The 14,196-nt window shown below is 67.9% G+C and carries 1 protein-coding gene (cut by a window edge); it reads right to left on the bottom strand.

The genetic code is table 11. From position 1 onward, the window contains the following. Window positions 1-14,196: the 5' portion of an MFS transporter gene (locus tag NGR01S_RS08625; protein ID WP_063035621.1), read on the bottom strand. It extends 22,563 nt beyond the left edge of the window; the window shows 14,196 of its 36,759 coding nt (coding positions 1-14,196); it begins with the start codon at window positions 14,194-14,196; the stop codon falls past the left edge of the window.

Below are 14,196 nucleotides of genomic sequence, written 5' to 3'. Positions count from 1 at the left end.
TTCCACGGTCCCGGGCTGACCGGACGCGACCCAGATGCCGGTGCTGAGTCCGACGGCGACCGTGCCTGTCGACGTGGACATCAGAATCCGGCGGGGCTCGAACCTGTCCGCGACCGGTCCACCCACGAAATAACCTGCCGCCGCAGCCGTGAAGACTCCCGCCGATGTCGCGCCGACCAGATCGATCGATGCGCCCATCTGCAGCATCGACACCGGGATGACGGCGGCCAAGGATTCACCGCTGATCGTCGCCGTGGTGCTACCGGCCCACCGCTTGAAGAGCGGCGATTTCTTGGGTCGGTTCTTCCGGCGGATCCACCGCAGGAAGGATTTCGAGGGCTCGTCGGGCTCCCCGGATGCGGGCTTCTTCTTCCGAGGTGGGCCGCCGCCGGAGGCGAACAACACCCCGTCGTCGGGCAATGGCCGCCGTCCGTCCTTGAGTGGACGTGTGAAATCGACGAAGGGCAGGGCTCCCTGCACCGGCCGTGCATAGCCGGCGAATCCGTTGCGGCTGCCGCCGAGAGTGTCCAGTACATCCGCGACTCCCGCCGGATCCCCCGGCCGCGCGGCGGTACCCCGCACCGCCCACGCCTCCGGACCCAGCCGCGGATCGACCAGATTCGCGACCGCGGCCTGCCTGCTCTCCGGTCTGTGATAGAGGGATCGCGCCAGCTCCACCTCGTCCTGCGCACGCCGCAGCCGCCACCCGGGCTCGTCGACATCGGCGGAGCGAAATCGCTCGGACAGCTCGGCGCCGATGTTCTCGTGCTGCTGGTCCGGTGGCTGGGCCACTTCGGCCTCTGCTCGTCCCGCAGCTGCCAAGGCATCCCGTTCGGCCGGCTCTGCCGGTCGGCCTGCGATGGCGACATTGTCGTAATCGAGTCCGGCGATGGCCTGGGACCTGCCGTCGACGAGTGCGCGTCGGGCCGTGCCGCCCTGCTCGATCTCGACCCCGGACGCGCTGCGAATTCCTCTCTGCCCGAGTGCCCACGTCGGGAATGGGATGCGCTTGCCCCCATCCAGCGCGACAACCTCACCAGCACCCTTCACGGGAACCGTCCCGCCATCCGCCCGGGGCTCGGTTCGGCCTTCCCAAACCAGGCCTACTGCGTGTGATCCCGGTCGGGCGGCGTCGGTGAAGCCCCGGTAGGACACCACCAGCACCACTGCGTCGCCGGTCTCCTCCACATGGCGGGCGGCCTCGTGGATATCGCGGTATCCGCCTTCGCGGAAGTCGGCGTCGAGCAGTTCCGGCGCCTCCGGGGCGCGGACCCCTTGGGCCCCTGTCACGTGGCCGCGCAGCTTCTCCGATGCGGCGCCACCCACCGCCTCGTAGACTGCGGTCCCCGCCTGCACCAGGCAGTAGTTCTGCTGTGCGCCCCAGAGATGCTCGTCGGTACCGGTGGTGATTTCGCTGAAATCGGCGCGACTCGGCAGAGCTTCTTCGGTGATGACGGCTTCGACGCCGGTGGCGAGGCCCTTCGCCAGGGCGTCATCGATACGCGTGAGTTGTGTTGTGAGACGGCTGGACTCGGCGACAAAGCCGATCAATTGTTCCAGACGCCGGAAGCGGGCGACCCTTTCGTGGAACCACACATCGGCGACGAGATCCGGTCGCGCCCCGGTGAGCAATGTGATCTGCGCGGCGGTCAGATCCGTCGCGGTGGCGCCGTAGTCGGCAAGCGCTTCCGCGCCGACCCTCGATGCCAGTTCGGCCCGCTCGGCGGCGTGGAAGCGTCGGAGCCGCGGGGAGCGCTGTGCACCGGTGCCCAACCAGTCGATGTCCGGGGCGGCCAGTTCGTCGATGCGCACATCGACGGCCTCACGTTCGTCCAGCACCCGCACCCGCTCCGCAGCGAGCGTGTCGAGCCGATGCTCGAGCTCCCGCAGGCGTTGTATCCGCCATTGCCACAGCTTCCGCTGACCGGCGAGATCGAGCAGCTCACGCAACGCGTTCTCGATACGCCGCGACGCCAGCTGTTCGTATCGATGCACGTTGCGCTGCTCCGCGCGCTGGAGTTGTCGCCGAACTTCCTCGGGCTCGGCGATACCCATTCCGTACCCGAACCCGTTGTCCTCGAGCAGTTCCCGGTGCTCCGCCTGTAGGCCGACCAGGCGGCGTTCCACCACGGGGAGGTGTGTTTGCGCTTCATACAGCGCCGCGCGCAGACGGTCGATACCGCGCATGCGCGTGGAGACCCGAATCGTCTCTTCCGCCCTGGCGATATCGATGTCCAGCGTGCGGCATCTCGATGCGGCCCGGCTCTGCTCATCGTCACGGACACCTCGACGCGTCAACACCTCGTCGATCCCGCGCACCCGAGCCTGGTCGAGTAGGGCCGGGGCAACTCCGAAGAGGGACGACATCTTCTTCGTCAGCAGGGCACGCCGGTCGCGAAGCAGTCCTAGAGCCTGGGCGGTGCGCTCGTCCGGTTCGGCCGCGCTACCTCGTAGGGCCGGCATTCCGTGCAATTCCCTGCGTCGCACCGCGTCGGCGTCGCCCAGCTCATGCAGCGCCCCGCCACCGAACACCGGTACATTCGCTCCGGCGAGGATACCGAACTCGGCGATGATCTCCCGCGCGCGCTTCAGCTGTTCGTCGAAAACCTCCTCGACCGATTGTTTCCCGGGATCGGCCAGTATCTCGGCAACAGAGTCTTTTCCGTTCTGACGCTGCCTCCTTTCGGCGTCGTTGAGGTATATCGCCTCAGCGCTGGTCTCGAGTTCCGATAGCCGGTCGCGCAATCGCTGGTATGCCCCGGCCGACAATTCCCCGTGCGCGGCCAGCGCTCGAGCGTAGAAGGCGGTGGCTTCCACCACATCGATCTGCTGGATCCGGGATTCGAGCAGGACTGCACTGTCGATGAACATGACGGTGTCGAAGAGCCAGACGAACAGCTCCGCCGCATCGCGGTGGTCCGCCGGAACATCGGCCCCCCTCGCCAATTCCTGGGCGTGTCTCCGCAGCGAACTATTGTCATCGGGGCGAAATCGCTCGTCGTCGGCTCGGATCGCCTCGACCAGGCTCTCCCTCGCCCGAATCAACTCTTCGACGACCGCGCGTCTGCTGTCCGAATCTTCGGCCACGAGCTCGGCGGCGGTCGTGGCCTGGTCGGCGAAGCGCCACTCCAGTTCGGCGAGGGTGTCGGCCAGCTGCTCACGAGACAACCGCCGCAACGTATCCAACTCGCCCAACCGGGGTTCGACTACCCGAAGATCGACAGCGGTCTCGGAGCCAGCGGCCGGAGTCTGCATCGGGTTTCCGTACAACCATGCTCCGGCCTTTCTGATCAGCGCGGGGGCGCTGGCCTTCGCGATCAGCGGATCCTTCAAGCGCCCTACGAATGTGGACAACTGGCCGGGTGGTTCGGACGGTCGGCGCGGTAGGTTCGTGAAAGCGCCGCGAATTTGCTCGAGTCGGCCTTCTTGCACAGCGGCTCGCAGGATCCGGTCGCCGGGTCGATCGCCGAGGACCGGGATCTTACGTGCCGCGGCGGTGGCGTCCTCGCGATTCGCGGCCAGTTCCGTAAGAGCCGCGGCCAACTGCCGGGCGTCGCCGCCCTGCCACAAGAGCACCGCGGTCGATCGAGTGTCGCTGTGTTCGGCGGCGTATTTCTCCACCGCGTCGCGCAGACCGATGCGTAGGGATTCAGTCGTCCCCTCCGCTCGCACGAGCATGACCACCCGTTGCGCCGTGTGCGGGTCGGCGCCGATCCCGAAGTACTGCGTGGGCGTGAGCGAGCGGGTGTGCAGCCTGGGCGCGCCGGGCAGATCCGCCACCCAATCCCGGGCCCGGCCGATGACGTCTTCGGTGGACTCGTCGCGGGTTACCCGGATCAGGTCCAGTCCGTTGGCGCGCAGGCGTTCGGCCACGTCCTGCCAGATCTGTGTTCCACGGTTGGTATTGCTACGACTGACCAGTTCGATACGTGGCTGTCCGCCGTGGGGAGACCACACTTCACGCGCCCCGGCATTCGCGGCGATACGCGCCGCAAGATCTTCACCGGCGAGTGCCTCACGGGCATTGCGTGTCTCGGCATCCCCGTAGGAGTGCATGACGAGTACGGTCACCGGCCGGCTGGGGCGGTGTTCGAGCGCGGCGAAGTTCGCACCGTCGCGTACCACCTCGACGAACTCGGCGGGAACGCTGCTGCGCACCACCGGGTACCAGATCTCGCTCTCGGGCGCGGTCTCGTCGCCGTATTCGAACAGCAGGCGGCCTGCGGCCCCGCCGAGTCCCGTGCCGCGGGGGAACGAGAGCAGATGGAAAGGGACGCCCATCTGCTCTGCGCGTTTCCTGCCCTCGTCTCGCAGATCACCAACCTTCTCCAGCTCCAGCAGCCGCTGGTAGTCGGTCTCGGAGAGGGTGCCTTCCCGGCTTTCCAGCTCATCGACTTCGCGCTGCCATTCGAGTTCGTTCAGCTGGTGCCGGGTGGCGCGCGGGATGCCCGGGGCTTCGCCGAGGATCGCGGGATGCTCCTGCTCCAGCGCGGCACGCTCGTCGGTGTTGGCCCCGTACCACAGCCGTGCGTTCCGGGCGCCCAGGTCTCGTGCGGCTTCCAGGGACAGCACCTCGCCGTCGCGGTGCACCATGTGTTCGACGTCGTCGATTCCCGCGCGGTCCAGCGCCAGCGCCACCAGCTCCCGGCGCGCCGCTGCTGCGGGATCGGAGGTGGCGACGGCGATATCGGTGTCGCGCTCCGGGCGCGGCCGCACACCCGCCGGCTCCGCGACCGCGAAGCCCTGCGCATCCATCCACAGACCGGTCATCTTCTGCGCGGCCGGTTCGTCGGTGGGTACGAAATCCCGGATGATACGGTCGCGACCCGCGTCCCAGAGATCGACTCGGATCGAGCCGTTCGCCACGACCGCCACCAATTCGACAGCGTGCCCGAGCCCCTCGGTCGCCGCCATGAACACGAACATCGACAGGCCGTTACCGCTCCCGGCTTGCCGGCCTTCCGTTTCGGACACCCAGGTGAGCAGCCCCTCGTAGGCCGCACGCATATTGCGCAGCCGATGCGCTCTGACCCGTTGTCCGGGGCGAGCTTTGTTCGCCTCGACATAGCTGGTCAGCGTGCCTTGGCCCGGAACAGCGGGCTCGACGGCCGCAGGGTCTCGTCCGGTGCGGGCGGCGTTGGCGGCCATCATCGCGCGACCACACTGATCGTCGAGGGTTCGCAGCTTGTGCGGACGCTCGTACCCGCCCATACCCTCGGCATCCGCGATCGCGATCTCCCGCCGCCGCGGAACGACGGGTGCCGCCTGGACACCGTCGGTGCGACCTGCGGCTGCGCTGAACCGCTCGGCGCCGGTCCGCTCGATCCCGGACGTCTGCGCCAATCCGTCGCTCAGTCGTTGTTCGAGCTCGCGGACTCGGCCGGATAAAGCGCCGACCGCCGCGGCGCCGACAGCCATTTGCTCGGCTCGCGCGGCCGCCTCGCCTTTCCCCGGTCCCGGTGTCCGGTCCGGCAGTTGCCGGGCCGCGCACGGCAGCTGGGGATCGAGATCCTGCGCCGGGCGCCGGACTCCGGCGTCGGCGGACAGTTCTTCGAGACGGCCGCGGTAATGCGCGAGCTCGTTGCGCGCGGCACGAAGCTCGGCTGCCGGCTCTTCGAGGCCGAGGACGTGCAGATCCAGCCACCCGAAAGCTCGCTGTCGCCGTTCATGGGTCTCGGCGATCGCGATGAGCTCCGCCAATCCGGCGGCCCGGCCGGGATCGGTACCCGCCACATCCGCACGCTGCTCCCGCAGCTCCTGTATCGCTTCCGGCCCCCGCACCCGCACGCCCAGCTCGCGTTTCAAATCGGCGAACCGGATGAGAGCGCTGTACCTGTATTTATGCGCGTTCGACAAGGAGAGTTCGGCGGAGTCGATGAGGTCGCCGAGCTTGCGCGCGGTATCGCGCTCCTCCGTCGTCGAGTCCCGCTTCCGCCCGACCGCCCGGTAGTCGGACCGGAGCTGCGTCAGATTGTGCCCCAGTCCGACACGCGGCGCGGGCGCGCGACCCTGCGCGGCTTCGGTCGCCTCCGTCAGCCCGAGGTCCAGCAGCTCCCGCTGTTCGTCGAGCGCCGTAGCGTGCGCCTCGACACGCTCGGTCTCGGCCAGTAGTGCCCGGATCTCCAGCAGCTCCCGCACGAGCACCGCGATATCGGGCGAGAGCGCGGCCCATTGCGCGGCGGTCAGATTCTCCGGCTCGGCACCCGATTCGACGAGGGCATCCGCCCAGAGTCGGATCTCCGCCTCGCTCGCCCGCAACTGCTGTACGGCGGCCTGGGGCTGAAACCGCGCACCGGGCTGCAGACCGTGCATGTTCTCCACGACCCGGCCCCCGGCGCGCACTGTCCCGAGAACCGCGGCCGGGGCTTCCCGGAGAACTGCTGTCGCCGCATCGGCGAGGTTACGCGCCTGCTGAGCGAACCAGTCGAACGAATCGCGGGTATCCAACTGCTGTTCGTACCGTTTCCGGGCGTCGCGCAGTGTCTCGTGCAACAACAGGATCTGCTCGGTGTGCCGGCGGAACCGTTCGAGGTCACCGAGCTGTGCCAAGGTGTCGTGCAGGGCGACGAAATTCTTCTCCACCGCGGTTTTTCCGGGTCTCGCGCGCAGGTTCGCGACTTCCTGTTCGATCGCCTGAGCGTCTTCGGACAGCACCGGCAACATGACCTGGCCGCGAACGTAGTCGTACTGTTCGACCCAATCCGCCCGTTCCGGCGAGCCCGGATCCAGCAGGGGCTCCACTTCGGCCGCGGGGCGGGAGAGGCGGCTCGCCAGAGTCACGGTCGTATGCGCCCGGCGCGCGACCCTGTCTACCAGTAACGCCAGCAGCCAGGAGTCCAGCTGATCGCCGTCGCTGACATCGGCACCGTAGGTGCGGGTGAAGGTCCGCATCGGTGGCAATTCGAGTTGTTCGCCGGCACGGATACGCAGCTGCAACAGCGCATCGAGCTCGCGGACCATTCGCCGCGGGTCGCCGCCCCGCCACACGTATGTAGCCAGCCCGGCATTCTGAGCGGTCCGAGCCTGATGCGCGTCGACGGCGTGCTGCAGGATCGTATCCAGTGTGATCGGGTTCGCCTCGCCGACGGCGATATGGAAGTCGATCATGCCGGCCCGATCCCCACGACCGATTTCCACGAACGGTTCCTCGAGCGAAAGGATCGTCATCGCGGGGCGGCCGGGCAGATGGCGAACCGAGCGCAGGGTTCGATTCAGCATCGCCAACCGAGCCTCGATATCCTGCAGTTTCTCGGTCGCGGCGAGCGAGGGGCCGCCGTCCCGCTGCTCTTCGTCGCGCACGCGGGCCTCGGCGCTCCGCCTGGCAGCAGCCAGTGGCGTCAACGAGGTGATGTGACGGGAAAGCCCAGGTGCACCGGGAAGTTCGGAGATCTTCTCCGGTGCGGCGTCGACAAGGTCATTCAACCCGGCACCCAGGCCGGTCAGGAATTCCGCGATCTGCGCGGCGGTGGGCTCGGGCCCGAGCGCCTCCAACTCTCGAAGCGCTCGTGCGGCCCTCTGCTGCCGCTCCGGAGTGATCTCCGCAGCACCGGGCACGTCGGTCAGCACGTCCAGCGGCGGATCGACGTCGATCTCCCCGTCGTATTCGGCGGCCATACCCGCGGCCCGGCTCGCTATCCGCACGGCCTCACTCTGGGCACCGCGGCCGACGAGCTGGACCGTCGGTTTGAGCCCGCCGTCGCGGAATTCGCGGATCGCGTTGACCCCGGAGACCCATTCGACCAGGGACTCGGCGGCTGCGGCGATCCGACGGTCGAGCGTGCCCGCCCAGTCCTCCGGGGGCGGGCGAAGGTCGAAGGTGACAACCGCGATCATTGCCACGGTCCCCGGTGAATTCCGGCGGCCCGCGAAGTCGGCGAGGGCACCACCTATACCCTCCATCAGCGCGGGCCCGTCGGGAGCACTGTCGGCCATATGCCAGATCAGGGTGTCCGAATCGTCGACCGGACCGAGCCCGAGATGGACTCGGAGCACGCCGCCCCGCGCGTCCTGTGGTCCGGGATCGGGCACCTCGACCGCCGACAACAACCGCACCGGCGTATCGCCCGCCACGCTCTCGGCAGTACCGCGGATATCCTTCAGGATTGCCGCCGCTCGGTTACCGAGTCCGGCCCGGCCGGACTCGAGAGCAGCCCAATTGGCTTTCTCCGCGTCGTGGGCCGGCAACGCCCCGATCACCGCTGTCAGACCCGGATGCCGGGCCGGCAATTCCGCACTCAGCCCGCCCCGCGCCGCCGTGTCGACCAGCTCGGCAGCCACCCGCGCACGCAGCCGCGACGCGGCGACAAGGCTGTCACTGCCCCGTACCGGATTCAGCAGCGCAGCCAATGTTTCGACACCGTTGCGCCGCAACACCTCCTGCGTGAGCTCGTCCACCGGGGCCGGGTCCGGAAGCTCGCCACGAGGCAGGCTCGACTCGCCTTCGCCGGCGGTCGAGGCTCCGATACGCACCTCATACGGCACAGTGCGCGGATCGACCGGGTTCGGGTTGCCGACCACGATCGGCTTGTTCTGCTCGTCCAGGTGCCACACCAGCACCGGCGCTCCGCCCCGGGGCGGAGTGAAGTCGGGATCGAAATCGAAGTTGACCGGGTCGCGGTATTCGATCCGATCGGAATGCCGGATCAGCCGGACGACGTGGTACATCGGTCCATGCGCACTGGATGCCGCGACCTTCGGGTAGGCCACCAGCATCTGTGCCGCACCGCCGGTGCCGGCTCGTAATTCGTCGACCGCGACACCGAAGTTCGTCCGCCACTGTGCGGGCACCGGCTCGACGTCATGTCCTTCGGCAAGCTCAACCGCGACCTCGTCGCCCGAGATACCGCATAGCGGGTCGGCGCCGCGCACCGGATCATTCGCCTGCGCGGAATCGCGCCGCAGATCGTAAACCATATGGGGCAGACACTGGTTGGGTAGATCCGACCACGAAGTGCGCGGCCGAACATAGGGCAGTGTGTCCCGCGCCAGTTCATCGAGACGGTCGCGTCGCTCGCTGTATTCAGCTGCGGCAGCAGACATCGCTTCGAGGTGTCGCCGCATATCGACAGTAAGGCGCGGGTCGCGCGCCCTGTGCTGCAAAGCGGGGGCCCACTCGGTGGGCACACCTAAGCCGTCCAAATCGATTCGACCGTAACGGGCCATAACGCTGAGACGCTTACGCGCCGAGCCGACCTGCGTCAGGATCTGCCGGATCTGCACTGTCTGCGCAGCAGTCAGCGGCGGCGTCGGACGTGGCTGCGCGGCTGCGGCCGGCCCTGTCTCGGCCTGCGTTGTCCCCGCCGAGAGGACGTCTTTATGGTGGTGGGATGCCGGACGTGGCGGGTGTTGCAGGGCCGCGACCGTGATGTTGTCCTTGCTGGTGATCAGGGCCTGATCGATCAACGCGGTGACGAGTTGCCCCGGATCCTGCGAGTGCTCCTGCAGCAGGCGATCGACAACGACCGGATCCACGCTGTTCAAACCGTCACTGTAGACCGTGACGGTGACATCGCCGGAGAGCTCGATGACCTCGGTATACGTCGCCTTTCCCTTCGGCGGGCCCACCTTCGTCGTGATGGCGTGCTGCAGCGCCCCGGTCTTCACGCCCCATCTTTTGAGGTGCGCCAGCGCCTGAGCTTCGGTCAGGCCGTCCAGTTCCCTGATCAACTCGAGCATGGCGGGTCGCATCCCGTACTCGGCGAGGCGCGCAACCACGTCGGTATCGGACATCGCCGTCATATCCATGAACCAGTTGAATACCGAGTGGTCCCGGGTCACCAGTTGTGAACCGACCCGTGCTCGACTGTCACCGACCCAGGTGACCGTCGCCTTTCCCTGCTGGACAATCGCGATGACGATCGTAGTGGCCGGGGGCTCTGCGAGGTCCCGATACTGCCCTTCGGCCAATCCTTTTGCTATGTCCTGAACAACGTCGACCGCCGCTTCCGACACCGCACTCGCGTCGAATGCGCCGCCGACGGCGGCCTCGACAGCTCGCCCGACATACCCGATCGCGGCCTCCGCCGCCGCATCCGCGAGAACGGCGCCACCCGCCGAGGTCGATACGCCGTCGCACACCACCACGACCTCGATCGGTTCACCGCCGTGATCGAACACACCGAGCCGCATCGCGTCCTGGTTGCTGTGGTGGTGAATTTCCGGCCTGCCGATATGGCTGATCCCGGCGACCGGACCCACATCGAGTCGGTAGGACTCGTTACCGCTGAATCGTTGTGGCTCCTGTGGGGATCCGAAGATCCGAGTGTCGGTGGAAGGCATATGCAGGCCGGGCAGCGCGGTGGGCTCTTCGCCGACGGCGAGTGGGGTTTCGAGTACGCCGTCCCGAGATTGGATGGACGTCACCCGATGCGTCTCGTTCGCGAAGACAGCGACGAATTCGCGGACCTCGTCGAGACCGGTATGGGTGTATTCGACTCCACCGTTGTAGCTGTGTTCGACGATGATGCCGTGAACGGGATCGTGGCGCGCGAAAGCACTGTGCCCGAAGCCGTCGGAGTATTCGATCACCAGCAGGGCCGCCAACCCGGGTGTGGTCATCACCTTGTGGATCAGCTCGGACAGTGTCCGGTGGTGTTTGCGGTCCCGGTGCCAGTCCCCGCGCACATGCTTCGCGATATCGACCGCGTTGTCGCCGCGCAGCGGGTTTCCCGGCGGGGGTTTGACCGGTTCCGGCCCCACCCTGCCACGCGCGATCCAGTTCGCGTGCTCGAACTTGTAGGACGCCAGGGTCGCGCATTGCCCCGCCAGCAGCGGTTCTGCCCGGCGACCGGCGGTGGCCGGCGCCTTCTGCGCGGTGCCTTCGTGTTCGGCCGACCGGGCCGTTATTGCCGCGGGCAGCGGGCCGGTCCGCGCTTCCGGCGTGGTAGCCGCCGCGGGGGTCGCTGCCGGATCTTTACGCGGAGCCGGTGCGCCGGGGGTGTTGTCCTTCGTATCAGGATCCGACCGTGGTGTCGTGTCCGGTGCCGAGGTCGTGTCCCGTGCCGACGGCGACTGCGGCGCGGAGGGAGACTTCGGTGTGGCCGCCGCTTCCGGTACCGCCGCGGGCGGTTCGTGCCCCGGCACCGTCAGCGGCCCGGGTTGCGCGGCAGCTCCCGCCACAGGCGCATTCACGACCGGTTGGATCACTTCCGGCCGGGCGGGCGCCGCGGGCGGACCACTGCGGGTCGGTTCCGTGGTCCGACCGGTGCCCGCGGCCGGTTCTCCGGGCCGCGTCGCGGGCTCGGGTTTCGATGTGGGCGGGGTGCGGACGGGATCGGCGCCCACAGCGGGTTCGGTGTACGGGATACCGAAACTCGGATTCTCGACATAGCCCCACTCGCCGGGCGAATCCAGTTCGGTTTGGTGGCGGCCGACCACGAACTCCGACCGCACCCCGCCTGGGAACACCACTACGCGGCCGCCGTCCGGCGTCCGCTGAGCGAAGCCACCCGGTGCGTCGATCACATAGATCCGCCCCACCCCGGCGAACTGGCGCGCGGCGTCCAGCGAGTCGTATCCGATGGCCACGCTCATACCGTGCTCGGGCGCTATTCCCTGGGTGAACGGGGATCCGGCGCCACCTGCCTCGGCTACCGGGACGTACACCGCACCCGCGCCGCCCGTGCCCTGCCAGACCGGGGCCTGTCCCCCGGCCTTACCCCATCCGATGAAGAGCCCGGGCATATCGACGTGCTCTTTCGCACCCGCTGGGGCCGCCGGCATGGGCTCGGCTGTGGCAGGGAACTTCGTCGCCACCATTCCGGCCTCGACGGCCTGCTGTGTCGTCTGCCCTCGCATGGCCGCCGCGAGCAGCTGATCGGCCGCGGACGTGCTCTCCCGCGGACGTGTCGGGGTCATCGTCGCTTCCCGCACGCCCGATCCGGGCCCCGGTCGGCCCCTGGCCGGCGGCTCCGGCTCCGACCTCGGAGATCCTTCCCGTTTCACCGCCGAATCGAGCCTGGTCCCCGGCTCGTTCTTCGGCGGCATGGGTTCCCGCGGAGGTGTCGGCGTACTCGACCGATCGGCGACTCCGGTGTCCGGGCGTTCTCCGGGCGGACGACTCGGATCGAAACCCGGGTTCGCCACATAGATCGTTCCCGCGGCGGTGGATTCGTGTCTCCCGACCACGAACTGCGACCCCACCCCACCAAGCAGGACAACGGCTCGGCCACCGGACGGCAGGTTCTGTACGAAGCCGCCCGGCGCGTCGAACACGTACACCACCTCGGAGCCGAATTCCCGCGCCTGCTCCATCGAAGTGAAGCCGATGACCACACCCGATTCGCCGGGCACCGCGCCCTGTTCGAATATCGGATCTCGTGCGGCACCGGGGAAATACACCAGGCCACGCTCGGTGCCGCGCCACTGCGGTACCGCGCCGGCACCGTCCGACCATCGGTTCAGCACAGCCGTGGGGTCGATACCGTCCCGGACCGCGGCGGGATTGCGGGCAGGCATCGGGTCGACGCCTACCGGCAATCCCGCCGCCGTACCGCCCCGTTGTTCCACCGCCTGCATCAACCCGTCGACGGTCGAGCCCGCATTACCCCCGGTCGAGGTACCCTGACCTGTCTGCGCGGCGGCGCCGGCCTGCTGGCCCGCGACCACGGGGCCACCCACCCCGGCACCACCCGCCGCCGGTCTGGCTACCGGAGGGACACTCGATCGGCCTTCGACCGTCTTACCCGTCTCACCGCGCACTGCAAGCGATTTCCCGTGACCGCTGTCCGCAGCGCCCGGCCGCGTACCCGCTTCGGAACCGGGCGCCGAGCGGACTCCGCCTTCGGCCGGTCGCCCGCCGGTTTCGGGGGCCGATCCAGCACGAAGGCCACCATCGCCCGCGCCGGACCTTCCGCCACTGTTCGGGTGCGGCGCGGAGCCGTCGGCCGAGGCACGGACCGAACCTTCGGGCGCCGCGTTGCCCCGCAGCCCCTCACGATATGTATTCCATTCTTGCTGAACGTTTTTGAGCTCTTTGACATGCCCTTCGTAATAGGCGTTGTTCCGCCCGGGTCCGTTGGCTTGGTTGCCGATCTCGTTGACCCGGTCATAGAGACCACTCGTTCGTGCCGGAGCGGCCCCTTCCGGAAGCTTGTCCGGATGCAACTGCTTCGACAGCTCGAGATAGAGCGCGCGGCCCTCACTACGGGACTGCGGCGTCAGCTGCCCGAGGTCCGGCGCGCGAGACATCCCCGCCCCCGAAACTCCCTCACCCACACCGCCGGGTACCGGGCGGGCGGCACTCAGCGCTCCCAGTCCGGCTCCCGCCACCAACATATGCGGATCGAACGAGTAATCTACCTTGCCCCCGATCGCCAGCTGCGCTAGAACTCCGCCGGCCCACATGCCGCCCATACCGGCCTGCCCCGCGACGGCCCCGATCAGCACCCGTTTCGCCAGCATCGGCGCTGTCCAGGACGCCAGCACTTTCGACATCGCCCATGCCGCCGGACCACCGGCCAATGGTGCGAACGCCCACGACGTGCCCGATATCAACAACGATTCCGGCTTGATCTCCGCCCCCGCGGCCAGGCTGGCGCCGGCGTCCACCGCCACACCCACGGCCCCCGCCTTGAGCGCCCCCTTCACTATCTCGTTGCCGAACACTTTCCCCAGCGGAACCAAGGCCCCGAACCTCGTCAGCAACGGCGCCAGTGAGTCTTTCATCGTCGCCAGCGCCAATTCGGCACCCACCCGCCGCATCCCGTTGCCGGCCGTGACAGCAACGAGCTCTTTCCCTGTCGCGATAATCATCGCCTCGGCGGCCGGCAACGCGAGCCGCCCCCACGGTGTCGTCGACAGAAGGGCCCGCGCCGACCACAACAAGTACAGTGTGTATGCCGCGAATCCCAAGAGCATCAACTGCGTCTTGGTGATACCGTCTGCGCTGGCGTCGACGGCCCGCCCGAATTCCTCCATCGCGTCCGCCAGCGTGTCCAGCGAATATTTACCCTGCGTCAGCTGACCCAATTGCTTTATCAAGGCATCGGTAGCGACACCCGTATAGATATCCGCGATATCCGCCATCGTCTCCTCGACGAACGGAGTGATCGCGCGCATCTCGGCCGCAGGATCGAGTAGGGCATGCTGCGCGAGTTCCGACATATCCCCCGCACGGGCTTCCGGGTACTCCATCCCGAAATTCAGGATCTCGGCGATGCCCTGTAGCCACCCTGGAATCTCTACGTTATAGGCCAC

Origin of the sequence: Nocardia grenadensis NBRC 108939 (assembly GCF_001613445.1) — a bacterium.
Taxonomy (GTDB): domain Bacteria; phylum Actinomycetota; class Actinomycetes; order Mycobacteriales; family Mycobacteriaceae; genus Nocardia; species Nocardia grenadensis.
The sequence above is the reverse complement of the archived record's forward strand: the minus strand, read 5'-3'. Positions and strand labels throughout refer to the sequence as shown.